At 69.6% G+C, this 23,714-nt stretch carries 23 protein-coding genes; 16 read left to right on the forward strand and 7 right to left on the reverse strand.

Annotated features, from left to right (window positions below):
* Positions 1-47 precede the first annotated feature (47 nt).
* Positions 48-674, forward strand: coding sequence for a cysteine hydrolase family protein (locus ACFQ53_RS10660; RefSeq protein ID WP_377859267.1), 627 nt, complete (start codon positions 48-50; stop codon positions 672-674).
* A gap of 19 nt (positions 675-693) precedes the next feature.
* Positions 694-927: a hypothetical protein gene (locus ACFQ53_RS10665; protein WP_377859270.1), complete on the forward strand. Its 234-nt coding sequence runs from the start codon at positions 694-696 to the stop codon at positions 925-927.
* Between the two features lie 122 nt (positions 928-1,049).
* On the opposite strand, the gene ACFQ53_RS10670 is transcribed toward ACFQ53_RS10665, so the two are convergent.
* Complete coding sequence (locus ACFQ53_RS10670; protein ID WP_377859273.1) at positions 1,050-4,178, reverse strand: LamG-like jellyroll fold domain-containing protein; 3,129 nt, start codon at positions 4,176-4,178, stop codon at positions 1,050-1,052.
* Positions 4,179-4,410: 232 nt separating this feature from the next.
* Between ACFQ53_RS10670 and ACFQ53_RS10675 the strand changes: the two genes are divergently transcribed.
* A complete protein-coding gene (locus ACFQ53_RS10675) occupies positions 4,411-5,079 on the forward strand; it encodes a DUF5701 family protein (protein ID WP_377859276.1) in 669 nt (222 codons plus the stop codon).
* 110 nt (positions 5,080-5,189) lie between these two features.
* On the opposite strand, the gene ACFQ53_RS10680 is transcribed toward ACFQ53_RS10675, so the two are convergent.
* Together ACFQ53_RS10680 and ACFQ53_RS10685 are read right to left on the reverse strand one after the other, a co-directional pair.
* Complete coding sequence (locus ACFQ53_RS10680; protein WP_377859279.1) at positions 5,190-5,729, reverse strand: class I SAM-dependent methyltransferase; 540 nt, start codon at positions 5,727-5,729, stop codon at positions 5,190-5,192.
* 256 nt (positions 5,730-5,985) lie between these two features.
* A complete protein-coding gene (locus ACFQ53_RS10685) occupies positions 5,986-7,344 on the reverse strand; it encodes a CoA transferase (RefSeq protein WP_377859282.1) in 1,359 nt (452 codons plus the stop codon).
* 130 nt (positions 7,345-7,474) lie between these two features.
* Between ACFQ53_RS10685 and ACFQ53_RS10690 the strand changes: the two genes are divergently transcribed.
* From ACFQ53_RS10690 to ACFQ53_RS10700, 3 genes are all read left to right on the forward strand, one after another.
* Positions 7,475-7,924, forward strand: coding sequence for a pyrimidine dimer DNA glycosylase/endonuclease V (locus ACFQ53_RS10690; RefSeq protein WP_377859285.1), 450 nt, complete (start codon positions 7,475-7,477; stop codon positions 7,922-7,924).
* Positions 7,925-7,990: 66 nt separating this feature from the next.
* The gene (locus tag ACFQ53_RS10695) at positions 7,991-8,536 is read left to right on the forward strand and encodes a DUF488 family protein (protein ID WP_377859287.1); all 546 of its coding nucleotides are present in this window, start codon (positions 7,991-7,993) and stop codon (positions 8,534-8,536) included.
* Between the two features lie 70 nt (positions 8,537-8,606).
* On the forward strand, positions 8,607-9,161 hold the full coding sequence (locus ACFQ53_RS10700; protein ID WP_377859290.1) for a hypothetical protein: 555 nt from the start codon (positions 8,607-8,609) through the stop codon (positions 9,159-9,161).
* 51 nt (positions 9,162-9,212) lie between these two features.
* On the opposite strand, the gene ACFQ53_RS10705 is transcribed toward ACFQ53_RS10700, so the two are convergent.
* Positions 9,213-9,938 carry a class I SAM-dependent methyltransferase gene (locus ACFQ53_RS10705; protein WP_377859293.1) on the reverse strand — a complete coding sequence of 242 codons (726 nt, stop codon included), beginning with the start codon at positions 9,936-9,938 and terminating at the stop codon, positions 9,213-9,215.
* 37 nt (positions 9,939-9,975) lie between these two features.
* Positions 9,976-10,812, reverse strand: coding sequence for a hypothetical protein (locus ACFQ53_RS10710; protein ID WP_377859296.1), 837 nt, complete (start codon positions 10,810-10,812; stop codon positions 9,976-9,978).
* 89 nt (positions 10,813-10,901) lie between these two features.
* On the opposite strand from ACFQ53_RS10710, the gene ACFQ53_RS10715 reads away from it, so the two are divergent.
* Positions 10,902-11,888 (forward strand): phosphotransferase family protein, encoded by a 987-nt coding sequence (locus tag ACFQ53_RS10715; RefSeq protein WP_377859299.1) that lies wholly within the window; start codon positions 10,902-10,904, stop codon positions 11,886-11,888.
* 257 nt (positions 11,889-12,145) lie between these two features.
* On the opposite strand, the gene ACFQ53_RS10720 is transcribed toward ACFQ53_RS10715, so the two are convergent.
* Entirely contained in the window at positions 12,146-12,880 is a 735-nt protein-coding gene (locus tag ACFQ53_RS10720; RefSeq protein ID WP_377859302.1) for a MerR family transcriptional regulator, read from the reverse strand.
* A gap of 126 nt (positions 12,881-13,006) precedes the next feature.
* Here ACFQ53_RS10720 and ACFQ53_RS10725 point away from each other — a divergent pair, with 126 nt between their 5' ends.
* From ACFQ53_RS10725 to ACFQ53_RS10755, 7 genes are all read left to right on the forward strand, one after another.
* Positions 13,007-14,056 (forward strand): DoxX family protein, encoded by a 1,050-nt coding sequence (locus ACFQ53_RS10725; protein WP_377859305.1) that lies wholly within the window; start codon positions 13,007-13,009, stop codon positions 14,054-14,056.
* A 104-nt stretch (positions 14,057-14,160) separates the two neighbouring features.
* A complete protein-coding gene (locus ACFQ53_RS10730; RefSeq protein WP_377859308.1) occupies positions 14,161-14,832 on the forward strand; it encodes a DUF3159 domain-containing protein in 672 nt (223 codons plus the stop codon).
* Positions 14,829-16,697, forward strand: a complete 1,869-nt coding sequence (locus ACFQ53_RS10735; protein WP_377859311.1) for a S9 family peptidase — start codon at positions 14,829-14,831, stop codon at positions 16,695-16,697. The genes ACFQ53_RS10730 and ACFQ53_RS10735 overlap by 4 nt, the downstream gene beginning before the upstream one ends.
* A 137-nt stretch (positions 16,698-16,834) precedes the next feature.
* Positions 16,835-17,626 carry an NAD(P)H-dependent oxidoreductase gene (locus tag ACFQ53_RS10740; protein ID WP_377859314.1) on the forward strand — a complete coding sequence of 264 codons (792 nt, stop codon included), beginning with the start codon at positions 16,835-16,837 and terminating at the stop codon, positions 17,624-17,626.
* 156 nt (positions 17,627-17,782) lie between these two features.
* Positions 17,783-19,003 carry an MFS transporter gene (locus ACFQ53_RS10745; RefSeq protein ID WP_377859317.1) on the forward strand — a complete coding sequence of 407 codons (1,221 nt, stop codon included), beginning with the start codon at positions 17,783-17,785 and terminating at the stop codon, positions 19,001-19,003.
* Positions 18,990-19,742 (forward strand): MerR family transcriptional regulator, encoded by a 753-nt coding sequence (locus tag ACFQ53_RS10750; protein WP_377859320.1) that lies wholly within the window; start codon positions 18,990-18,992, stop codon positions 19,740-19,742. The genes ACFQ53_RS10745 and ACFQ53_RS10750 overlap by 14 nt, the downstream gene beginning before the upstream one ends.
* A gap of 62 nt (positions 19,743-19,804) precedes the next feature.
* Positions 19,805-21,736 carry a S9 family peptidase gene (locus tag ACFQ53_RS10755; RefSeq protein ID WP_377859323.1) on the forward strand — a complete coding sequence of 644 codons (1,932 nt, stop codon included), beginning with the start codon at positions 19,805-19,807 and terminating at the stop codon, positions 21,734-21,736.
* An 85-nt stretch (positions 21,737-21,821) separates the two neighbouring features.
* On the opposite strand, the gene ACFQ53_RS10760 is transcribed toward ACFQ53_RS10755, so the two are convergent.
* Positions 21,822-22,523 (reverse strand): TetR/AcrR family transcriptional regulator, encoded by a 702-nt coding sequence (locus ACFQ53_RS10760; protein ID WP_377859326.1) that lies wholly within the window; start codon positions 22,521-22,523, stop codon positions 21,822-21,824.
* 64 nt (positions 22,524-22,587) lie between these two features.
* Here ACFQ53_RS10760 and ACFQ53_RS10765 point away from each other — a divergent pair, with 64 nt between their 5' ends.
* Positions 22,588-23,343: an SDR family oxidoreductase gene (locus ACFQ53_RS10765; protein WP_377859329.1), complete on the forward strand. Its 756-nt coding sequence runs from the start codon at positions 22,588-22,590 to the stop codon at positions 23,341-23,343.
* Positions 23,344-23,370: 27 nt separating this feature from the next.
* Positions 23,371-23,697, forward strand: coding sequence for a nuclear transport factor 2 family protein (locus tag ACFQ53_RS10770; protein ID WP_377859332.1), 327 nt, complete (start codon positions 23,371-23,373; stop codon positions 23,695-23,697).
* Positions 23,698-23,714 lie beyond the last annotated feature (17 nt).

Here is a 23,714-nt window from a genome sequence, read left to right on the forward strand (position 1 = left end):
GGTCATCGGCATCCCGCGCGCCGTCCGCCTCACGACGAAGGAGTCCCATGACCTCGCAGCCTGCGCGTCCGCACCCCGACGACCCCGTGTCCTCCCCCTCCCCCTGGCTCGTGGTCGTCGATCCGCAGCGGATCTTCGCCGACCCGTCCTCGAAGTGGTCCTCGCCGTTCTTCGACCAGGCGATGGAGCGCATCGCGCTCCTCGCGGCGCACGTGGGCCCCGAGCGCACGGTCGTGACCCGCTGGCTGCCGACGGCCGACCGCTCGGGTTCCTGGGCCGACTACTTCGCCGCCTGGCCCTTCGCCGACGTCGTCCCGGAGGATCCGCTCTTCGATCTCGTCGGGGCCGCCCACGGTCTCACCGCGCATCCGACCGTCGACGAGCCCACGTTCGGCAAGTGGGGCGCCGGGCTCGAGGGGGTCGTCGGGCCGCACCCCGACCTCCTGCTGACCGGTGTCTCGACCGACTGCTGCGTGCTCTCCACCGCCCTCGCCGCGGCCGACGCCGGGGCGCGCGTGCGCGTGGTGACCGACGCCTGCGCCGCCTCGACGGGCGAGAACGCCACGACGACCCTGCAGGTCATGGGTCTGTATGCGCCGCAGGTCCGGCTGACGACGTCCGCCGAGCTGCTGCAGGGGGCCGCCGGGTCATGGCAGGGTGAGAGGCAGAACTGATCGATCCGAGGGGGCACCGATGGCCAAGAAGGACGAGATCTTCATCGCGGGCGCCGCAGGCACGCAGATCGTGTGCGGGCACTGCGAGGGCAACCAGTTCCGCTCGAGGCGCGTGCTGCTGAACTCCGGCACCTCCGAGCTGTTCGGCTTCGCGGCCTTCAGCCCCGAGGCGATCGCGCTGGCCTGCGTGAAGTGCGGCAAGATGCAGGAGTTCGAGGACGGCCGCGTCGAGCTCGTGCCCGTCCAGGACTGACCGAAGGCAGTGAGCCCTGGCCGGGGCCCACCCCGCCCGGGCTGAATACTTCGAACCTGAACACCACGGCGCCCCGAGGACCTGGTCCTCGGGGCGCCGTGGTCGGCGGGGCCTACAGGTGATCAGCTGCGGCCGTGGCCCTTGCCGTGGCCGGAACCGCCCTTGCCCTTGCCGTGGCCCTTGCCCTTCCCGTGGCCCTTGTCGTGGCCCTTGTCGTGGCCCTTCCCGGGGCGGTTGCCGTCGTCGTGCTGCGACCCGCCGGTGCCGGTGAACACGCCGTGCTGGACGATGCCCTCGGTGAGGTCGCCCGAGCCGGAGCCCGAGCCGCCGCCGTGCTTGAGCACGGTGCGACGGTCGGCCTCGGGATCCGCCGCCCGCGACACGTCGCGGGTCACGGCGAACCAGCCGTAGGCCTTCCCGTCCTTCAGGCCCTTCCAGGTGACCTTCGCGTCCTCGCCAGACTCGTGCGTGACCTCATCGATCGTCTTCGTCGTCGGGGTCAGGCCCATCATCGCGTCGGTCGTGAACGCGGTGGTGCGGCCGTCGAACTGGACGGGGACGCGGAAGTCGTCCTCACGGCCGTCGTACCGCCCCTTGGTGTCGTACTCGTGGGCCCCGAAGTTGTCGAGGTGCGGGGAGTAGGTGTCGACGCTGACCTCGCCCTTGTCGAGGTCGAACTGGAGGAGGCGGAAGAAGCTGGCGCCGAAGCGCAGGCCCGTGTCCTTGCCGTAGCCGCCCTCCTCGGTGAGGCCCAGCTCGTCGGAGCCGACCTCGTAGAACTGGTAGTCGGCCAGCAGCTCGGTGACGTCGTTGCCCTTCTGGCCCACGTCCTTGCGCACGCTGATGTTCACGCCGTGCTCGTGGCCCGAGAGCACCAGGTCCGCGTTCGGGCTCTTGGAGAGGACCCGGTCGTAGATGAGCTGGCCGTCGGCCGAGAACGGGCCCCCGCGGCCGTCGGGCGAGGACGAGGGCTTGAGGTAGGCGTGGGTGAGGACGATGCCGTTGCGGGTCGGGTACTTCGCGAGGATCCCGGCGGCCCAGTCGGCCTCCTCCTTCGTCACGGAGTAGCCGAGGTTGACGGTCACGAAGTCCTCGCCGCCCGCGCTGAACAGGTTGTACGAGTTGGAGTTGTCGCCCTCCTTCCACGGGTGGTACTCCGCGCCCTCTGCCTTCCAGGACTCCTTCTGCGCCTGCGCCTCGTAGCGCTCGGGGCCGAAGGTCTCGTTGAACAGGGTGTCGTCCTCCCCGCCCAGGTTGTCGTGGTTCCCGGGGATGGCGGCGTTGGGGATGCCGGTGTCCTCGAGGATCTTCTGGGCGCCGTCGGCGAACTGCATCTCCTTCTCCGGCACGGAGCGGTCGGTCGCGCCGGAGTTCCAGGACTCCACGACGTCCCCGGTGTGGGCGACGAAGGCGACCTTGCGCTCCTTGCCGTGCTCGGCGAGCCAGCGGTAGGAGTCCTCGTAGGCGTCGGCCCACTCGGTGCGCTCGGCCGCGGTGGGCCGGGCGGTCGCGCCCTGGGAGAGGTACTGGGTGTCGGTGATGTGCATCAGCGAGAAGTCGTAGTCGTCGGGGTCCTCGAAGGAGTCGTCGACCGGCTTGTCGAGATCGTCGGCGAAGGGATCCGTGCCCAGGACCAGCGTCTTGATGGTGCCGTGGTCGTCGTTGGCCTTCGCGGCGCTGCCGTCGAGCTCGACCTGGCCGTCGGAGGAGCCGCGCGCGGAGTCGAGCACCTCGTAGCGCCCGGTCTCGGTGTTCAGGGCGAGCAGCTGCACGGCCCGCTCGGGGTCGACCTCACCGCGCCAGACGAGGCTCTGGCCCTCCTCGGAGAAGGGGATCTCGGTGGAGAGCGCGGGGATCTGATCGGTCTTCTCGGTCTGCAGGGTGGTGCCGTCCGACGGGGCCAGCTCGTCCTTCGTCGCCTTCGCGTCGGAGAGCTTCACGTCGCCGTCCACGCCCTCCTTCTCGTCGAAGGCGGAGGCGGGGATCGTGCCCGTGCGGGAGTTCTTCGACTGCGCGACGTCGCCCCGCAGGAAGGTGGTGCGCAGGGAGGCGCCGCTGGGGCTGGTGGCGCGGGCGGTGAGCGTCGCCTGGCCGCTGCCGCTGGACTGGGTGGTGCCGCCCGCCGTGGGGATGGTGGTGCTGGTGAAGGCCGTCGAGCCCTTCACGGCCGTCCCCAGGGCGTCCTTCCCCGAGTAGCTGATGGTGTGGGTGCCGGCCTTGAGGCCGGGGCCGATCTCGTCGCCGAGGGCGATCGGCTTCCCGTCGAGCTTCAGGGTGAGGTCGCCGGCGAGGAGGTCCTCGTTCTCGACGGTGCCCTGGAGGGTGGTGGGACGGGTGAGCTGCTTGCCGGGAGCGGGGCTGGAGAGGGAGAAGCCGGCCTGGTCCTCGGTGCGGTGGGTGAAGGTGTCCGCATAGCGCGCGGTGACCTGGTCGTCGCTCAGGGCCTTCGAGTAGACGGCGGCGCTCGCGACCGAGCCGGTGGCGTTGAACTGCGGCTTCCCGGTCGAGTTGGTGTCGGCGCCGACGAAGAACTGGCGGGCGGAGTCCTTGGGCGCCGTGATGGCCTTGCCCTCGGCGGGGGACTCGGCGACCTTCTTGCCGTTGAGGTAGAGGGAGACGGTGTCGCCGTCCCACACGCCGACCGCGTGGTACCAGACGCCCTGCTCGATGTCGACGCCGGCGCCGTAGTACTTCCCGTCGACGTTGACCATCATCTTGAGGGTCTTGCCGTAGGCGGTCAGCGAGTAGCCGCCGGCGTCCTTGGCGCCGCAGAGGTTGCCGGAGCCCTCGTCGCTGCCCTCGGGCAACGGGGCGTCGAAGCGGATGGTGCACTCCATGGTGAGCGCCGTCGAGGTCTTGTCGTAGCCGTCGGCGAAGTCGTAGCCGATCGCGTTGGTGCCGTCGAAGGAGGCGACGTCGCGGCCCAGCGCGTGGTCGGCGGCGACCTTCGGCGCGTCGCCGAAGGCGGTGGCCTTCCGGCCGGTGGCGTCCTCGGTGTTCCCGCGGGACGGGTCGACGTCCAGGACGTCGGGCGCGGGCGCCTCGGCCTGCGCCTTCGGCAGCGGTGCACGGGCGGCCTGCTTCGCGCTGTCGCCGTCGGCGGGGACGGGCTGCGCGGGCGCCTCGACCGACGGGCCCGTGCCGAGCGGCCCGGTCGGCAGCGGCGTCGAGGAGGCCATCGCGGGGCAGAGCCCCAGGGAGAGCGTCGCGGCGAGGGTGAAGGTCGTGGCACGCCAGGGCGTGGTGGTCACGGGGGCTCCTTGGGGATTCTCGGGGAGAGGGATCTCGCCGGACGCTAGGGAGCCTGGGAGACGGGGGCGTGGCCTGCGGGCGTCGCGTTCGCGGCCGCGCGGGGGCCCGACGATGACGCGCGGGCGAACCCGAGGAATAGTGAACGGACCTGCGCCGTTGCACAGTGTTCGGACCAGCGGGGGCGCTGCGCGCCCCGGTGCCGGTGAACACGAATGTCGGAATGGGGAAGCGATGATGACGATCCGCGCGCAAGCGGACCACCTGGTCGATCTGGGCCTCGCCGAGCTCGCGGGCACGACGCCCGAGCGGCTGCGGGAGCTGGCCGCGGGGCTCGAGGCGGAGGCGTCGGCGGAGGGCGCGGAGTCGCAGGGAGACAACACGGAGTCGCAGCCGGTCCTCGCCGTGCACCCCTCCCTCGTGGACCCGCGCCGGCTCATGGGCCTCGTGGAGCGCGCGGGCAGGCCGGGGTTCGTGGTGGTCGACATGACGGACCTGGACGAGTTCGTGCCGCTGGACGGACTGGACGTCCCCGACGCCCCGCTCTACCTGCTGCGCGATGTGCGCCGGGGCGACGAGATGCGCAACTGGTCTCCCGACGAGGCGCTGCCGCGCATCACGGGCGAGGGCCGCAGCCCGCTCACGATCAGCGAGGGCATCAGCTGGCTGCTCCGGCAGCCCGCGCAGCTCGAGCCCGGCAGCTGCTTCATGTGCATCGGCTCCCGGCGCCCCAAGAGGAGCGGTCGCGGAGGGCTCGATGCCCGCACGCCGGCGCTCTGGGTCAGCGGCGGCACGGGACGCGACGGCACGGAGAACAAGGGCGCGCCGAAGCTCGGCTGGTGCTGGGCGGGCAACCGCCACACCTGGCTCGGCTTCGCCTCGACCGCGGGGCGCGCGGGCTGAGACGGACGACTGCTCGCAGGGGCCGCTTCGGGAACCGCTTGCCCGGTGAGCGGCCCTTCGTGCGCGAGTCGTTCAGCCGACGACCTGATCGGCTGCAGGTCGAATGCGGTTCACTCCACCGTCCCCACGAGGCGCACCTCGTCGACCGTCGAGCGGTCGCTCCATGAGACGTCGGCCGGCCACTCGGCGCGCTCCGCGGCCGCGTCGGTGACGGCCGCGCCGGCCACGATGACGACCCGTCCGCCGGGCACCAGTCGACGTCGGCACTCGCGGTTCCACGCGCCCCGGTCCTCGCGCCGCGGCAGGCGGACCCAGACGCTGACGATCACGTCGAAGCGCTCGTCGGGGTGGAGCGGGATCGGCAGCTCGGTGATGTCGGCCGCGATCGCACGGTAGTCGGCGCCGACGGATCGGGCGCGCTCCCGGGCGTCGGCGACGGCGGAGGGGACGAGCTCGAGGCCCGTCACCGTGTGGCCGAGCTCGGCGAGCCAGATCCCGTTGCGCCCGTATCCGTCTCCGGGGCAGAGGATGTGCAGGGGCCCTGCGGGCAGGCCGTGCTCGATCGGGTCACTGAACACCTCGTGCACGAACGGCGTGGGCTCCTCGCCGAACGGCCTGCGGTTCTGCGCGTAGCGGGTCCCCCAGTCCACGTGCGGCTCCTCGGGTGGTCGGGCGCGACGGCGTCGGCGACATCAGCGGCAGCGGGCCGGCGCCAGCACGGGCACCAGCACCAGCACTGGCACTGGCACTGGCATCGGCACTAATCGATTCGACCGCATCAGATGTACCGATGATGCCCGACCCGGGCCGCGGAGACGTTCCCGCGGGAAGGTCATTTCTCGCGGAAGTGTCAGAACGTCGGGCGCTCGACGGAAACCACGGCGGAGCACTCGAGCGTCCCGGGGGTCACCGCCAGGCCGGCGCCGCCGCCCCGTACTGAGTGATCGCCCCGGTCAGCGGACTGCCGTCGACACGGAGGGGTGCCGGGACCGTGCGGATCCTCCCGTGCCCGGTCGCCTGTTCGAAGGTCGCGAGGGGTTCGGTCGGGTCGGGCCGGGCCGCACCGGAGTCGGACAGACCAGGCCGATGCGAACCGTCCGGAACCGTCGGCCGCTCCATCAGTTCACGAGCCGCGCCGAGCAGGCTGGCACGGACCACACCGCCGCGCCCGTCGGCCAGGAGGTCGAGGATGCCCGCCGCGAGCACGTTCCCGGTCGCGTGGTCGAGGGCCTGGACCGGCAGCGCACCGGGCTTCCCGTCGGGGGAGGCATCATGCACTGGGTCGCTCGCTCCATCCGCTCCCCCGCTCCCGTAGACATCGGCGATCCCGGTGGCGGCCTGCACGATCGAGTCGAAGCCCGCGTGCTCGCCCCACGGACCCACCTCGCCCCAGGCGGAGAGCGCGCCGATCACGAGATGATCGAAGCGTTCACGCAGGTCATCAGGGGTGAGGCCGAAGCGGGCCAGGGAGCCGGGCCGGTAGCCGTGCGCGATGACGTCGGCCGATCGGAGCAGGCTCTCGAGGACCTCGCGCGAGGCGGAGAGGTCGAGCTCGACCGAGCGCTTGCCCATGCCGCTCGCGAGGTACGCGTCGCGCAGCTCGGGCCGCTGGGGCGGGTCGATACGCAGCACGTCCGCGCCGAGGCACCCGAGCAGCTGGGTGGCCATCGGCCCGGCGACCACGCGAGTGAGGTCCAGAACGCGCACGCCCTCCAGCGGCAGGGGGGCCGTGCGGCCGACGGGCCGGATCATGCGGCCGACGGGCGGGTCCTCCCGCTCCTCGCCCGGGTCGATCCGGCGCCAGGGGACGTCGCGCATCGCGCGGGCCTGTGGATGCGCCGCCCAGTCCTCAGCGGTGCGCACCGGGGTCGCGATGCCGCCCTCGGCGAGGATCCGCTCGGCGGCGTCGCCGGCGGGGAGCCGGCGGATCGCGGCGGCCGCGCCGTCCCTGTCCTCGGCGCCGAGCGCGCGACGGATCGCCGCCTGATGGTGCGGATAGTTGCCGTGCAGGCGCACCCAGCCGTCGTCGGCCGCGAAGAAACCCGAGAGCTCGCCCCAGGCCTCCACCGGACGGCCATCGACGCGCAGGTGGTCGATCGCCGCGAAGGAGCCCGCGACCAGCGACGGCGTGGTGTCGATCGCGACGTCGAGCCCGCGCACCCGAGCGACCCTGCCGGCGGCGGAGGCGGCCTGCCGGACAGCGTCCATCGCGAACGAGGGAACGTCCAGCGGGCCCGCCCACGCGGGGATCGGCGACGTGTGCATGCCCGGAGCCTCGCACATCCCTCGTCGGCCGCCCCTCAATGAGCTCGCCGGCGACTGCCCCCTCCGCGCAGCCCCGCGAGAGACCGGGCGCGATCAGGTCGGACACGACCCGACGTGCTTGGATCGAGGGATGCGACTGTGGAGCCTGCACCCGTCCCTCCTGGACCGCGCCGCACTCATCGCCGGCTGGCGGGAGACGCTGCTCGCGCAGAAGGTGCTGGCCGGCGGCACGAAGGGATACACCCGCCACCCGCAGCTCACCCGCTTCCGCGCACACCCCGAGCCGCTCGATGCGATCGGTGCGTACCTGGTGGGGCTGCGCGAGGAGGCGACCGCCCGCGGCTACCGCTTCGACGCCACACGGATCCTGCAGCCCGGCGACCCGTCGGCCCTGCACGGGATCACGCCGATCCCCGTCACCACCGGACAGCTCGAGTACGAGCTCGCGCACCTGCGCCGCAAGTGCGAGGGGCGCTCGCCCGAGTGGCTCGAGCGCCTTCCCGCCGACGGCGAGGTCCCTGCCGCGCACCCGCTGCTGACGACGGTGCCGGGGGACGTGGAGGCGTGGGAGGTGCGGTGATTCGTTCCGCCCCTGACCTCCTCTGATCATCTGCCGGTGCCACGATCGCGGTGCCATCCTGGATGCATGTCCTCGCAGCTGATCACCCTGGGCCACGGCACTCTGTCGCGGGACGAGCTCGCCGCGCTGCTCACGGACGCGGGCATCCAGCGCCTTGTCGACGTGCGCCGCTTCCCCGGCAGCCGCGCGAACGAGGCCGCCGCGAAGGGCTCGGTGCCCGAGATCTGCGCCGAGGCGGGCATCGCCTACCGCTGGGACGAGCGCCTGGGCGGCAGACGCCGCCTCACGAAGGACGAGGACAACGCCTCACCGGATACCTGGTGGCGGGTCGCGGCCTTCCGCGCCTACGCCGCGTGGACCCGCTCCCCCGACTTCCGTGCCGGCGCCGCCGAGCTGCTCGAGGACTGCCGCACGGCCCGCACCGCGATCATGTGCTCTGAGGCTGTGTGGTGGCGCTGCCATCGTCGGATCATCGGCGACGTCATGGAGCTCGAGCTTGGCGTCGAGGTCCTGGACCTCATGCACGACGGGTCGCTGCGGCCGCACGAGCCCAGCGAAGGAGCGCGGCTCGACGAGGACCGGCACGTGGTCTGGGACGGGGTCGGGGCCTGACGCCCCGTAGGCCGCTCCCGCCACGCGGCCCCGGGACTGAGCAGCGCGGCCACCGATCTACTCTGTGCGCATGGAGCTGAACTGGGCATCTCTGGCGCCGCTCGTCCTGAAGGTGCTGATCACGCTGGGGGCGCTGCTGTGCGTCTGGGCCACGGTCGTGATCGTGACGCGCTGGCGGGATCGGCCCTCGGTGCGCCGTCTGCCGCACGAGGCCGTGCGCCGGCGGATGCCGGTCCTCGTGCCGTTCGCCGGGCTGATGATCTTCCTGTTCGGAGCGCTGATCGGCCTGGTCGGGACCACGCAGGACGCCGATCCCGAGAACGGACGGCAGATGATGATCGCGGGCGGCGCCATGATGCTGCTCGGGATCGTGCTGCTGGCGCTGTACGTCGTGGTCTACGTCGAGTCGACGGCCACGGCGTTCATCATGCGCGGCCCGCTGGGGCGCACGCGCACGATCGCCTACGAGGACATCACCTCGATCAGGCGGACGGTCTCGGGCCGGATGCCCATGATCGACATCCGCAGCCGCACGGGCGAGCGCATCCAGGCGGGCCCCGTCTTCTTCGAGTGGTTCCACTACGAGCAGTGGCAGGCGGAGCGGCAGCGCCGTGCGAGGGGCTGAGCCCGTGCCTGCCCGCGCCCTGCCGCTTGCGCGTGCAGCATCGACAGCGCGTCACGCGGTCGTGGCACGACGCCGGCAGACGACGTTCCCGCCGAACTCACCTGACTGGACGATGACGTCGAGTCCGTGGCGCTCCAACTCGCGGCGGAGGGCATCAGGCTTCAGATGACGGCGCACGGGAGCGAACCACGTCCGGTCCAGGAGGCGTGCTCCCTCGGTGTCACGAGGACTCGGCGTCCAGACGATCCCCGTGTGCGGGTCGTACCTGTCGTCGCCGTACTCCCTGCCCGGCTCGAACATCGCCGTCGTGAGGATGAACAGGCCGCCAGGCTCCAGCCATCGGTGCACGCCGTCCAGCACTGTCGAGCGGTCCTCATCGGTGACGATGGACTGCAGGCAGAAGCAGTCGACGACGTAGTCGACCGTCCGACCGGGACCGGCGCCCCGGCAGACGTCACCGACGTCGAAGACGACGTCGAGGCCGCGTTCCGACGCGCGTTCGCGCGCCATCTGGATCGCATCGGGGACGAGGTCCATCGCGTGGACCGCATACCCGCGCGACGCCATGAAGCACGCGGCTCCACCCGTGCCGCACCCGTACTCGAACACCGTGCGGCCGTCGCCCCGTTCCGGCAGCTCGCGCTCGAGGAACTCACGCGCGGCGAAGTGCTCGTACCCGCGCGCACCGTCCTGAGCGTGGAGGTCGTTCCACTGGTCCAGGCCCTCTGCACGGATCCGCGCATAGGCCTCGACGTGCTCCCTCTCGTAGTACTTCATGCGTCCTCCGGTCGGTCTTCGAAAGCGACCTGCCCGCTCACCCGTGTGAGTCGGAGCCCGATTCGTTCGGCCGTTCTGCATGCAGGGAGAAGAGCCGCACCGCCTGGTCGGTGATCGCGAGGGTGTCCGCTCCGGTGCAGTTCCGGCGCTGGTAGCGGACACCGTCTATCAACAGGCCCTCACCTCGGTGGGCGGCGAGCCACGCGTCGGCGTCGGCGTCCCATCCCTCCGGACGGTACTGCCAGTAGACGAGGGTGCGGCCGGTCTCCAGTTCGATGATGGGCTGGGCGATCTCCTGCGGCTCCGACCCCGGTTCGAGGTCCAGCACGCGCAGCGCACGCCGGGACGCTCCACCGATGGTGAGAGTGACCAGGTCCGCCCTGCTCCCCTCATCGCCGACGCTTCGGAATTCTCCGGGGCCACGGCTCACCAGCCTCCGGCCATCACGGAGGGCCCTCCCGCGGCTGGTCCCCCACTCCTCGGCGAACCCCCGTGTCCCCGTGTCGCTCCGCCGACCGTCCATGTCGACGCCCAGGAAGTCCGCGCCCTTCGACGTCAGGCGGGCCGCGAACCCGATGCGACGCTCGTCAGGTTCGAGCGCTCCCGCCGGGAACGTCCTCTCGCGGATATCGATGCTGACGCGGTCGGGATCGTCCGGCAGCGGGAGCACCGGGCTCACCGTCTCGCGGGCCATCGTGCGCCGCCGCGAACCCCGGTCGTACCAGCACGCACTGCTCGTCTCTCCCGCGCGCGGGACCACGAACCACCATTGCAGCTCGTCGCACACCACCGACTGCGCAGTGTTCTGCTCGAGGACATCGATGCGGACCTCGGGCAGCGTCTCGGGGAACGCAGCGGGCGTGACGGTGCGCATGCCGGGACCCTAGGGCCGGGACAGCGGGCGCGCACGGTCTTTTCCGGTCGCAAGGACCGCGGCTGAGCGGTTGCTGCAGGATGGTCGGCATGGACGGTCACGACGACGCGGCGAACGCTCCGGTGCTCCCGCAGATCCTCGAGGCCGCTGGGCTCCCGACGTCCGGTCGCTTCCGTGAACGCTCGGGCTGGGTGAGCCGAGCCTGGGTCGGTGTCGAGTACGTCGTCCGCGTGAACACCGACCCGAGGCATCACGACGCCTACGGCCACGAAGCGCGGGTCGTCGGCATGCTCACCCGCACGGACGTGCCGCATGCGCGGCACATCGCCCACGGCCAGGGGCCGGATGGGCCCTGGTACATCTCGGAGCGTCTTCCCGGTGTGCCCCTCCATGAGGCGTGGTCGACTGCCGACGTCTCCACGCGGCGCATGATCATCGAGAGCCTCGGGACTGCGCTCCGAGCCCTGCACGGGGTGAGCGCCCCCGAGGGCCTTCTGCCTCCGTGGCTCGAGAAGGCGCTCGACGGCGGGCGATGGCCGGCATTCCACCCGCCGGTCGTGGGCTCCGCGCTCCGACTCGTCGAGGACGCGCGCGCCATACCGGATCACGACGCCGGACTCCTGTCCGAGGTCGCCGCGCGATTGCAGGACGCGCTGCCTCTGTTCGCCGCCGACCGCCCCGTGCTGGTCCACGGCGACGTGCACGGATCCAACGTGATGGTGAAGAACGGCCGGGTGACAGGCCTGATCGACTTCGCCGAGGCGCTCGCCCAGCCAGCCGATGCCGAGCTCGACACGATCCTGCGCTGGTGTGCGAGGCCGACCGAGTTCCCACCCGTTCCCGGTGCCGGTGGCCTCACTGCGGCGTCCCTTCGCGAGGTGCCCGTCTGGCTTCGCGGCACCTATCCGGAGCTCTTCGCGAGCACGCGGCTGCGCACTCGCCTGGAGCTCTACGACCTGTGCGTCGACCTCGCGATCTGCGGGCACCATCCGGAGCCCGGCGCCCGCCGGGCCGCGCAGGATCGGATCGCGCGCCTGCTCACGGGCCGGAGCCACCTGGCAGGGCTGGGGCTCTAGCGCGGAGCCGCAGCCCTCGCCCCAGCCGCTCCACGGCCTCCTCGACCGCCGCGAGCACCGACCCGTGGGCCAGGATCTCCTCCGCCAGGCGGGCCGATCATGTTCGACTGGCACCACTATCCGCGGTGGCAGGCGGAGCGTGAGCGGCGGGCCAGAGTCAGCGGCTGGTCGTGGTGCGAGTCCAGCTGCGCGAGGCACGCGCGCGACGCGCACGAGCGCCCCGCACCCTCCCGTCCCCACCGCTCCAGATGCCGGTGCTACGGCACCTCGTCGCTCAGGAGAGTGTTCACCCGTGCCAGGACGTCGAGCTGCGCCGGCCGATAGAGCTCCTTGAGGGCGACCCCGATCGCCTCGCGCGCGATCGGCCGCTGGCGCCCCGAGGCCAAGGCGGGCGCCACCAGCTCAGGGTGGTCGGAGTAGATGCGGCGAATCACATCGACCAGCTCGGTCGCGACCTCGGCACGCCGCTCAGGGCTCGCCGCGTCGTCGATGTCCGCGAACGCCACGAGCGCGGCATCCCGGGGCGCCGAGTCGTGCAGTGCGTTCCACGACTCGAGAGCGTCCGCGCGGAGCACGCGTGACAGGACCTTCATGAAGTCCTCGTCGGCGGGCGAGAGCTCCTGACCATCGCCTTCCGCCTCGGGTCCGTCCTCATGGGCTTCCAGCTCCTGACGGATGCCGGCCCTGATGGCCTGGAAGCGCAGGATGGCGCGCTGCGCCTCGTCGTCGAGGCGGCGCAGGGTGGTGAGATACCCCGCCGAGGCCGAGCCGGAGTCCACGCTCAGGTCCATGGTGCGGATCTCGCTCAGCGGTGCGCCGAACTCGACGAGGCGGCGAATGTGCAGGAGCTGGGTCAGGTGGCTCACGCCGTAGCTCTTGTACCCGTTGGTGCCACGGGGCGGCTCGGGAAGGAGACCGATCTCGTGGTAGTGCCTCACGGTGCGCAGCGTCGTCCCCGCGAGATCGGCGATCTCCTGAGTGCTCCACCCCATGCGCCCCACTCCCACATCATCCGGTCTGGACCATGCCGTGACGGCCAACTCTACCGTCGGGCCACCTCCGGGATGCTCTCCATCGATCGGCATCCCGCACCCGAACCATCATCAGGAGCTGCCGCCGTGAACCACCCGACCCTCGTCCCGGATGACACCGACACGGGCACCAGCCGCGCGGAACAGGTCGGCAGCGGACCGCCCGAGCCCTCACGCCATGTGCTCCTGTGGTGGCTGCACGGCGCGACACGCCTCCTGCTCGCGGTCATGCTGCTGTTCAACGGAGTCATCAAGCTGGGACTCTGGCAATTCGGCCACCCTGACGTGGGCGAGGCGCTCATCGCCCTGGGAGAGATGAGCCCCATGGGCCTGCTCTCCCGCATGGTGGGCTTCTCGCCTCTGTTCCAGCTCCTCGCCGGGCTCGCCGAGGTCGGCGCATCCGTAGCGCTCATATGGCGACGCACGGTGGTGTTCGGCGCCCTCGTGTCGACCGCCTCGATGACGTTCGTCCTCGTGCTCAACCTCGGCTACGACATGCCGGCGAAACAGCTCGCGATCGCCCTGCTGGTGATGAGTCTCGTCATTCTCGCACCCTGGGCGAAGCGGATCGTCGTGGCGATCATCGGCGACGGGCCCGTCCCGGCTGCGGTCCGGCCTCGGCTCTTCCGGTCCGAGCGCCCCCAGCGGCTCGCTCGTGTCATCGCACCCGTGACGGGACTGGTCGTCCTGATGGCGACCGGCCTCTCGGTCGCCGCCGCACAGCCCACGAGCTCGATCGACGAGTCCCTTCCCTCGGGAGTGTGGCGCGCACCCGCCGACGACTCCGCCCAGGGGTCGAGCTGGGAGGATGTCGCGCTCGGGAACATCCGAACCGACGGCGCTGCCACCGCGCAGGTCCGTCTGCGCGATGGATCCCTTCTCACCGGTACGTACGTGCGGGAAGGCAACACGCTCACCCTCACGCTCAGGCCCCTGCAGCAGCCGGGACAGTCGGCGCTCCAGTACGCCCGGACTCCCGCGGAGACCGTCGACCTCGCCTATGCAGCGGACGGCGACGATCGCCTCACGCTCAGCGGAGACCAGGACCTCGCGCTCGAACGTGACGCGAACGGGTCTCTGCTCTTCGACCGCGGGTTCACGTGGAAGATCCGGGCCGACGACCCCTTCGAGCGATGACTGATATCCCACTGCCCGAGAGGACTCAGCGCCCACAGCCCTTGAGTGTGCCGTTACGGCATGCCGTTGCCTCTGTCCCAGCTTCTACAACCGCTGGAGGTCCGATGAGTACCCGACTCGAGAAGAACGAGCGCACGACCCGCAGTGTGGTCGACCAGATGGGCGGCCCGCTGGGGCTGACGTACTCCGTGGTGCCGGTGATCGTGTTCGTCCTGGCGAACACGTTCATGTCGCTCACCCCGACCATCGCGCTGTCGATCACGGCCGGCGTCGGTCTGTTCGTCGTGCGCCTGGTGCGTGGCGAGCGAATCGCTTCTGCCGTCGGCAGCCTCGTGAGCGTCGCTGTCGCCATCGGGATCGTGATGTGGACCGGTTCCGCGCGCGATTTCTTCGTCGTGGGGATCTGGGCTTCCCTGGCCGGGTTCGTGCTGACGGCGGGCTCGCTCCTGGCGCGACGCCCCGTATCAGGAGTGATCTGGAATGCCGTCCACGGTGGGCGGAACAACTGGCGTGCGCACCCCGGTGACCTGCGTGCCCATGACATCTCCACCGCGTTCGCCGCGCTGGTGTTCGGCGCCCGGTTCGTGATCCAGCAATGGCTGTACGTGCAGTCGAACACCGGGGGCCTCGGTATCGCACGCCTCGCGATGGGCACCCCGCTGACGATCCTGGCTGCGCTCCTCGTGGTCTGGGCCTTCCGACGCAGCACCACCAGCATGCGCGCCACCACCTCGCCCGCCTCCGACGACCGTCGCCCCGAGAGGACGCTCCCATGACCGCCCCCGCACTGATCCCCACCGAAGACTTCTTCCGTCTGCCCGATCGCACCGGGTTCACGATCTCTCCGGATGGCACGAGGATCGCGTTCCTCGCGCCGTGGAGGAACCGGCTGAACGTATGGATCCAAGATCTCGAGGGCGACTCCCCTCCCCGATGCGTGACCGCCGACGAGTCCCGCACAGTCTCCCGCTACCAGTGGACCGACGATCCTCGGTGGCTGCTCTACCAGCAGGACGATCGGGGCGACGAGAACTGGCACCTCTACCGTATCGACCTCGAGGACCCGTCGGCCCCGACCGTCGATCTCACACCGTTCCCCCACGCCACCGTCCAGGGGCTTGAACTGCGCCCGGAGTCCCCGGGCCGTGCCCTCCTCCAGCTCAACGAGCGCGACCCTGCGGAGTTCGACCTCTACGAGCTCGACATCGCCTCCGGAGAGCTGCGAGTGCTCGCCCAGAGCCCGGACCCGGGGGCCACGCATGTCCTGGCCGGGGAAGCGGTGCTCACCCAGAGGCAGCATGCCGACGGGACATGGGAGCTCTGGCACGGGGATCACCGCATCGCCGGTTTCGACGGCGACGCCTACCCCATCGGCGTCCACCCGTTCGAGGCGACGCCCGACGGCACGGGCATCTGGTTCGGCTCGTATCGGGACACTGACCACATGCATCTTGCGCGGCTCGACCTGGATACGGGCACAGAGACCGAGATCGACCGGCACCCGACCTGCGACCTCGACACCCGCGGACAGATCTTCTCCGGCGTGCCTTCGCCGCTGATCCGCGATCGGCGAACCGGAGAGCTCCTGGGCGTGCGCTACCAGGGGATGCGGATGGATGTCCACGCACTCGAACCACGCTTCCGAGAGGTGCTCGACGAGATGCGTGCACTCTGCGACGGCGATATCGGCGCGATCTCCAGCGATGCGGAGAACCGCAGGTGGATCGTCTCCTTCCTGCACGATCGCGATCCGCAGACCTGGCTCTACGACCACCGAACGCGCACGGGCCGGCGGCTCGCGCGGACCGCCGGACACCTCGACCCGGAGCTGCTGGCGCCCGTGCAGGAGACGGAGATCCCCGCTCGCGACGGCCGCCTGCTCCCGGCCTACCTCACCCTTCCCCATGGTGCAGGGGCAGATACCCCGCCGCCGATGGTCCTCATGCCCCACGGAGGGCCGTGGACGAGAGACTGGTGGGGGTTCGACGCGACGGTCCAGCTGTGGGCGAATCGCGGCTACGCGGTCTTGCAGCCCCAGTTCCGCGGTTCCGCAGGGTTCGGGCGCGACCACATGGAGGCGGCGGTGGGAGAATTCGCCGGCCGCATGCACGACGACCTCCTGGACGCTGTGGCCTGGGCGGTCGCCCATGGCCATGCCGATCCCGAGCGCGTCGGCGTCTTCGGCGGCTCCTACGGCGGCTACGCGGCCCTGGTGGGAGTCGCCTTCACTCCGAACGTGTTCGCAGCCGCCGTGGAGTACGTCGGCGTCACCGACCTCGCGGACTTCATCCGTTCAGTGCCCGAGTACGCGAGAACAGGCCTGACGAACAACTGGCTGCGCTACGTGGGCGACCCCTCCGACCCCGAACAGGAGGCCGACATGCTGGCACGCTCACCGATCAGCCGCCTGGATGACATCCACGCACCGCTGATGGTGGTACAGGGCGCGCACGATGTTCGTGCGCGGCGCACGCACTCGGACACGATCGTCGAGAGCTTGCGCGGCAGAGGAGTTGACGTGGACTACCTGGTCTTCGACGACGAGGGCCACTTCATCGTCAACCCTGAGAACCTCTTGACCATGTTCCGCGCCGCGGAGCGGTTCTTCGCGACCCATCTCGGCGGGCGCGTTGCGGACTGAGGACAGAAGACCCTCGGCGGACCGAAGCCGGGTACCCGAAAACGACACGGGGCGATGCCCCGACTCCCACCCTGACGATTATCGCGAAGGAACCCACCATGATCAGTCATTGTCCGAAGCCAGGGACCGCTCTGTGGGTGAACGCGAACCCACGGAAGGCGTCTCTGAACGACCACCTCTTCCAGACCGGCGTGCGCGAGCTCTCCAGAACTTATGACGTCCACACCTCGGACCTCTACGCGCAGGGCTTCGACCCTGTCCTGTCCGACCGTGATCTCGGAGAGTTGGCGGAGTCCACGGGGAACATCGGCGTTCTCGCCTCCCGGGCCCATGATCGCGGACTACTCCCCGAGGAAGTGCGCGAAGAACAGGCGAAGCTCGCGGCCGCCGAGCTTCTCGTACTCCAGTTCCCGCTCTGGTGGTACGGGCCACCGGCGATCCTCAAGGGCTGGATTGATCGCATTTTCCTGGCGGGCTTCGCCTTCGGCGACCTTGATCCGGATCTCGGCGTACCTCGGCGGTACGGAGACGGCGGCCTGGCTGGACGCAGAGCGCTGATCATCGTGACCGCCGGTGAGGACGAGCGCACGCTCAGCTCACGGGGTGTCAGCGGCGATTTGGACACGCTGCTGTTCCCACTCACCCACGGCGCCCTCTGGTACACGGGCATCGCATCGCTCCCGCTGCATGTCGTCTACGACGCCGACACCCTGAGCCGCGAAGACGGCGACCGGGAAGCGGATCGTCTCCGTGCCAGGTTGGCCGGGATACCTCAGGAGCCGCCGCGACTCTTCCGGCGGCTCCGTGACGGGGACTATTCCAGGACACGCTCACTGAGAGAGGATCTACTGCCGGGGCGGACGGATCTCGGCATTCACGTCGTCCCACCGAGCGAGCAGGCACAGGATGCCGTGGAGAACACACCGTGAGCGAAGCCCAGATAGGACTTCGAAGGCCACGGCGATCATCCCGACCGAGCATGGGAGCCGTCCAGCTCTCGGTCCGCTCGCTGCGCGAGACTCACGACAACCGAGACGTCCTCGTGTGCTTGACCCGGACGTCGCGTCAGGGTCTGTGCTGATCTCATGCCACCTGTCGCACTTGCCTACTTCGCTTCGCACATTCTGAGCCTGCTCGGCAACGGCATCGCCTCCGTGGCGCTCCCGCTGATCGTTCTGCAGACCACAGGCAGCCCGCTGGGGATGTCCGCCCTGGCGACCGCGACGGCGATCCCCTCGGTCGTGGTCGGCCTTCTCAGCGGCGTCATCATCGACCGGATCAACCGTCGCACAGCCTCAGCGGTCTCCGACGTCATCTCCGCTGCGGCGATCGCGGCGCTGCCGCTCGTGAACATGCTGTGGGGGCTGGACCTGGGGTGGTTCATCCTGCTCGGCATCCTCGGCGCGTTCGGCGACGTGCCCGGCATGACGGCCCGGGAGGTCCTCACTCCTCTGGTGGCCCGGCACACCGGAATGGATCTGCGACGCGTCGTGGGCATGCGCCAGACCCTGACCTCCCTCGCCCTGGTCATCGGCCCCGCTGCCGCCGGAGCACTGATGGCTGCTGTCGATGCCATGACGGTGCTGTGGTTGACGGCGATGACCTCTGCCCTTGCCGCCCTGCTGACCCGGATGCTCCCGCGCCGCCTGGGAGAGGTCGACGGTTCCTGCACCGAGCGTCGCCCGCTGATGCGGGAATTCGTCGACGGCCTCATGGTCATGGCGAGAAGCCGTTTCCTGCTGGGGACGACCGCTCTCGTCCTGGGTCTGGCCGTCGCCCTGGGCGGACTGCAAGGGCTGGTGATGCCGGTGTACTTCGACCTCATCTCCCACCCTGAGCTCCTGGGCCTCGTCCTCACCGCACTTGCGGCGGGCATGCTGCTCGGCGCAACGGTCTACAGCGCCATCGGAGCGCGACTGTCGTCGCGCGCATGGCTATCGGCAGGCCTTCTCGTCACGACGTCGGGGTTCGTCCTGATGGCCTCGCTCCTCTCTCCGTGGGTGGTCTTCGCCGGAGCGGCGGCTCTAGGACTGGGCAACGCCACCGTCGGCGCCGTCACCGGCGTCCTGCAGGTCCAACACACCCCGCCCGTTCTCCGCGGGCGCGTGCTCAGCGTCAAGACAGCCCTGCTGACGGTCGCGGCCCCAGGGGGGATCGGGGTGGCGGGTGTGCTCGCAGAGCTCGGCTCGCCACTACTTGCCGGAATCGGGGTCACAGGGGTGTGGATCGTGATCCTGCTGGCCGTGACGGCTTCTCGTGCGCTCAGCGACCTGACCCTGGAGGAAGTGCCCGATGCTCAGCAGTGAACTTGCCGACCTGGCCGGCGTCACCGTGCGCACGTTGCGCCACTATCACCAGATCGGGCTCCTCCCCGAGCCGCCACGAACACCGGGCGACTACAGGCAATACGACGTCGGCCACCTCGTACGCGTGCTGCGCATCACACAACTGACGGAGCTGGGGGTCCCCCTGTCCTCACTTTCCGAGGTCCTCGACGATCCCACGACGGCAGAGACGCTGCTCGACCAGCTCGATGGTCACGCCGCAGCTGAGATCGAACGACTCACCGCCCGCCGAGCTAGCATCAGCGTGCTGCGCAGCACCGGGGCCCCACCCGACCTGCCGCCTGAACTCTCCGCCTGGCACACCGGCCCGCGATCCGCCATACCCGCGGACATGGTCCGGTTCGAGACCGAACAGCTCATCCTGATTGCCCGTCTGCTCGGGAGTGAGGGAGCGACCAGCCTGGCCAATCTTCTTCAGGTCCCGGACGGTTCTCGCTCGACCATGGATGTGCTGGCCGAGCGCTTCTACGCTCTCGATTCCGACACCCCCGATCGCGTAGTCGATCAGCTGGTCGACGACTGGGCCGGACAGATCGAACCGCTCGTGGCGACCACGGAAGGCATCGGCCACCTCGATCCCCGTGCCGCTGACCTGCTCGACCAACTGAGCGCGCGCGATCTTCAACCGATCCAGCACCGGACCGTGCGCGCGCTCCAGAGACGCCTCGCACGGAAGTGCCACAGATCACAGAGCTCTTGAGTCCGACGCGACGTCAGGGCATCGACTGGTCGCCTTCACCCATCGACCCGGAGGATCCCGTCATGACTGCCCTTCCAGCCCTGATCCCTGTCGAAGACCTCTACGCCCTCCCCACGCGCAGTCGCGCCCTGCTCTCCCCGGACGGGAGCAGGGTCGCCTACCTCTCCCCGTGGCGAGGTCGGCTCAACGTGTTCCTCCGCACGGTCGACTCGGATTGGTCCACACCCGACCTGGAGGACGGCTCCGGCGCCACGGAGGCAAGGCGGATCACCGCTGAGACCCGACGCAACATCGACCAGTTCTTCTGGAGCGTCGACGGCCGCTATCTTCTGTTCCAACAGGACGCCGACGGCGATGAGAACTGGCACCTCTATCGCGCGGATCCATCCAGGCCGGACGAGCAGGCAGTGGACCTGACTCCCTATGAGGGGGTCCGACTGATCGGCGCGCAGTTGCCCCAAGGCAGACCGGAGACAGCGTTCGTACAGCTCAACAAGCGCCGAGCCGACATGATCGACCTCTACGACCTGGACCTTGCGACCGGTGAGCTCACACCCATTGCCGAGAACCCGGGCGAGGTGATCTCGTGGCTGCGTGTCCAGGACCGCGTGCTGGCCTTCTCGATCGAGGACGGCGGCGATCACCTGCTGTCCGAGTGGAACGAAGGGGAGCTGCACACGATCGCAAGGTTCCCCAGCAGTGACATCATGCTCGGCGTCCTCCCTGTCGTCCCCGTCCCGGACGGCACCGGACTGTGGATCGGATCGTCGCGCTGCACAGACCGCACCCGTCTGGTTCGCCTCGATCTCACTACAGGCGAGGAGACCGAGGTGGCCAGTCATCCGGTGTTCGATCTGGACACACCTCGACCCGAGGCGGATCCACGATTCCCCTCCTCACTCATCCTGAATCAGGCCAGCGGCGAGCTGCTCGGCGCACGGTTCCTCGGAGAACGCCAGGACATCCACGCTCTGGATCCCCGCTTTGCAGAGATCCTGCCCCGACTCGCCGATCTCTCGGATGGGGACCTCTCCCACGCGTCGTGCGACAGGGAGGCGCAGCGCTGGGTCGTGGAGTTCACGCACGACCGCGACCCGGGCGTCACCTGGTACTACGACCACACCACGGGACAGGCTCGGCGCCTCTTTCGGCCCTTCCCGCGCCTGGACCCCACGCAGCTCGCACCGGTCACCCCGATCACGCTCACCGCACGTGACGGGCTATCCCTGCCCTGCCACCTCACGTTGCCGCGCGGGATCGACCCCCACGACCTGCCGACAGTGGTACTCGTGCACGGCGGACCCTGGTACCGCGACAGCTGGAGCTTCGATCCGGAGGTCCAGCTCCTCGCCAACCGCGGCTACGCCGTACTCCAGGTCAACTTCCGAGGCTCCACCGGCTACGGGAAAGCTCACCTCGAAGCAGGCATCGGCGAGTTCGCCGGTCGCATGCACGATGATCTGATCGACGCACTCGACTGGGCGATCGGCAGTGGCATCACTGACCCGGGCCGTGTCGCGATCTACGGCTGTTCCTACGGCGGTTACGCCGCGCTCGTCGGAGCCGCCTTCACACCCGAACGGTTCGCGGCGGCGGTCAGCTACACCGGCATGTCCGACCTCGTCGATCTCGTCGAGGGTGTGGTCCCATTCGCCCGCCGCGCTGTCGAGAACAGCTATCTCCGCCACATCGGCGACCCCGAGATCCCTGAGCAACGCGCGGATATGATCGCGCGCTCCCCGATCAATCGAGTCGACGACATCACAGCGCCGGTGCTGCTGATCCACGGAGCGCACGACGTCCGCGTGCACCGTCGCAACTCCGATCGTGTCGCCGAAGCCCTACGCACCCGGGGTCGAGAGGTCGAGTACCTGCTCAACACGACCGAAGGGCACTGGTTCATCAACCCCGAGAGCAACATCGAGTTGTACCGCAGGCTCGAGCACTTCCTTGCGAGGCACTTGGGAGGGCGCTCGCAAGGGGTACCGGACTGATGCAGGATCAGATCCAGATCTCGCCTATTGTGCAGCCGTTCCGACCGTGCAGCTCCGCCCGGAGACGCACCTCGCAGCGACAGAACTACCGCGAGCCGGCCACGTCGCGTCGATCTCCGCGAAGACGGGTCAGCCAGGAGAGCAGGAGTGCGGTCTCCGCCTCCCCGAGGACGTCCGGCGCGGCGGCAACGATCTCGATCGTCGCGGCCACAGGATCCGTGGAGGCGCGGGCAGTGCCTGTGATAGCGGCGATGACTCCCTCACGGACGGCGGCGGACAGCTCCGGGTCAGGCTGCGCCAGGACGATCTGTCGCAGCGTCACCCCGATGTTGGCGACCAGGACATGGGCCGCGGCCTGGTCGGACGGCACGGCGAGACGACCCTGCTCGGCCGCACGCGCCGTCAGCCCCCGGAGGATCTCGCTCGGGCGGGACTGCGCCTCCGGGGAATGGCCCGGCCGCACCTTGCCGTACATGAGCGTGTAGAAACCGGGGTTCTCCAGGCCGAACGCCACATGCGCATCCCACCCCGACCGGATGTCCTGGATGGGATCACCGGAGGACCCCATCGATTCCTTCTGGCCCAGATACACGTCGAAGCCGTGCTCGACGACGGCGTCGATCAGTCCCTGCTTGGAGCCGAAGAAGTGGTACAGCGTCGGCATCTTCACGCCGACGGCGTCACAGACAGCGCGCAGCGAGAAGTCCTCACCGGGGCTGGCGGCGATGAGCTCCGCCGCAGCGGAGATCAGGCGCTCCCGTGTACCGCTTCCCTCATGCTCTGTCATGCTGCTACATTATCTACTGTATCGCCGCTATGGCGTTACGTATCTACGACATGGAGGTTGCGAGATGACGGATCCGACCCTTGCAGGCAAGAACGTCCTCATCGCCGGCGGCGCGAAGAACCTGGGCGGTCTGATCGCCCGGCAGGCCGCGCAGGCCGGGGCGAACGTCGCCATCCACTACAACTCCGATGCCAGTCGGGCCGATGCGGAGGAGACGCGCGCCGCGGTGTGCGAGGCCGGAGGGCGTGCCGAGATCTTCCAGGGCGACCTGACGGTCCCCGCCAACATCGCCCGGCTCTTTACCGACGCGGAGAAGGAGATCGGCACGATCGACGTCGCCGTGAACACGGCCGGCAAGGTGCTGCGCAAGCCGATCGTCGAGACCACCGAAGCCGAGTACGACTCGATGTTCGACATCAACGCGAAGGCCGCCTACTTCTTCATCCAGGAGGCCGGCAAGCACCTCGCGGACAACGGCAAGATCATCACGATCGTCACCGCTCTGCTGGCAGCCTTCACAGACGGCTACTCCACCTACGCGGGCGGGAAGGCGCCGGTGGAGCACTTCACCCGCGCCGCCGCCAAGGAGTTCGCCGAGCGCGGCATCTCCGTGACGGCGGTGGCCCCCGGTCCGATGGACACACCGTTCTTCTACGGGCAGGAGACCCCGGAACGCGTCGAGTTCCATAAGTCGCAGGCGATGGGCAACCAGCTCACGCAGATCGAGGACATCGCTCCGATCGTTCGATTCCTCGCCACCGAGGGCTGGTGGATCACGGGCCAGACCATCTTCGCCAACGGCGGGTACACCACGCGCTGACAGCGCACTTCACGACAGGAGACACCGATGACCGACACTGTTCCCGAGCCCGTGGCCTCCTTCCTCGAAGCCGTGACGGCACACGACGCGACCGCATTCACGCAGACCTTCACCGCGAACCCCACTGTCGACGACTGGGGCCGAGTGCTCACCGGATTCGATGAGATCCACGCATGGAGCGACAAGGAGTTCATCGGCTCCGCTCCCACCCTCACCGTCACGTCCGTCACCACCGACGGCGACTCGGTCACCGTCGTCGGCGACTGGCGCTCTCGACACGCCAATGGCCCGTCGAGCTTCAGCTTCGATCTCGAGGGCGGCAGGATCGCCACGATGACGATCCGCGAAGGGTGACACGGCACTGACCGCGC

Source organism: Brachybacterium sp. NPDC056505, from assembly GCF_042794925.1.
Taxonomy (GTDB): Bacteria; Actinomycetota; Actinomycetes; order Actinomycetales; family Dermabacteraceae; genus Brachybacterium; species Brachybacterium kimchii.

What these genes read in the sequence shown, in the direction of transcription:
- ACFQ53_RS10730 (WP_377859308.1), top strand. Translation starts at nt 14,161, where the DNA reads ATGAGTACCCGACTCGAGAAGAACGAGCGCACGACCCGCAGTGTGGTC.
- ACFQ53_RS10750 (WP_377859320.1), top strand. Translation starts at nt 18,990, where the DNA reads ATGCTCAGCAGTGAACTTGCCGACCTGGCCGGCGTCACCGTGCGCACG.
- ACFQ53_RS10715 (WP_377859299.1), top strand. Translation starts at nt 10,902, where the DNA reads ATGGACGGTCACGACGACGCGGCGAACGCTCCGGTGCTCCCGCAGATC.
- ACFQ53_RS10765 (WP_377859329.1), top strand. Translation starts at nt 22,588, where the DNA reads ATGACGGATCCGACCCTTGCAGGCAAGAACGTCCTCATCGCCGGCGGC.
- ACFQ53_RS10690 (WP_377859285.1), top strand. Translation starts at nt 7,475, where the DNA reads ATGCGACTGTGGAGCCTGCACCCGTCCCTCCTGGACCGCGCCGCACTC.
- ACFQ53_RS10685 (WP_377859282.1), bottom strand. Translation starts at nt 7,344, where the DNA reads ATGCACACGTCGCCGATCCCCGCGTGGGCGGGCCCGCTGGACGTTCCC.
- ACFQ53_RS10720 (WP_377859302.1), bottom strand. Translation starts at nt 12,880, where the DNA reads ATGGGGTGGAGCACTCAGGAGATCGCCGATCTCGCGGGGACGACGCTG.
- ACFQ53_RS10700 (WP_377859290.1), top strand. Translation starts at nt 8,607, where the DNA reads ATGGAGCTGAACTGGGCATCTCTGGCGCCGCTCGTCCTGAAGGTGCTG.
- ACFQ53_RS10735 (WP_377859311.1), top strand. Translation starts at nt 14,829, where the DNA reads ATGACCGCCCCCGCACTGATCCCCACCGAAGACTTCTTCCGTCTGCCC.
- ACFQ53_RS10760 (WP_377859326.1), bottom strand. Translation starts at nt 22,523, where the DNA reads ATGACAGAGCATGAGGGAAGCGGTACACGGGAGCGCCTGATCTCCGCT.
- ACFQ53_RS10705 (WP_377859293.1), bottom strand. Translation starts at nt 9,938, where the DNA reads ATGAAGTACTACGAGAGGGAGCACGTCGAGGCCTATGCGCGGATCCGT.
- ACFQ53_RS10755 (WP_377859323.1), top strand. Translation starts at nt 19,805, where the DNA reads ATGACTGCCCTTCCAGCCCTGATCCCTGTCGAAGACCTCTACGCCCTC.
- ACFQ53_RS10660 (WP_377859267.1), top strand. Translation starts at nt 48, where the DNA reads ATGACCTCGCAGCCTGCGCGTCCGCACCCCGACGACCCCGTGTCCTCC.
- ACFQ53_RS10695 (WP_377859287.1), top strand. Translation starts at nt 7,991, where the DNA reads ATGTCCTCGCAGCTGATCACCCTGGGCCACGGCACTCTGTCGCGGGAC.
- ACFQ53_RS10710 (WP_377859296.1), bottom strand. Translation starts at nt 10,812, where the DNA reads ATGCGCACCGTCACGCCCGCTGCGTTCCCCGAGACGCTGCCCGAGGTC.
- ACFQ53_RS10770 (WP_377859332.1), top strand. Translation starts at nt 23,371, where the DNA reads ATGACCGACACTGTTCCCGAGCCCGTGGCCTCCTTCCTCGAAGCCGTG.
- ACFQ53_RS10745 (WP_377859317.1), top strand. Translation starts at nt 17,783, where the DNA reads ATGCCACCTGTCGCACTTGCCTACTTCGCTTCGCACATTCTGAGCCTG.
- ACFQ53_RS10675 (WP_377859276.1), top strand. Translation starts at nt 4,411, where the DNA reads ATGATGACGATCCGCGCGCAAGCGGACCACCTGGTCGATCTGGGCCTC.
- ACFQ53_RS10665 (WP_377859270.1), top strand. Translation starts at nt 694, where the DNA reads ATGGCCAAGAAGGACGAGATCTTCATCGCGGGCGCCGCAGGCACGCAG.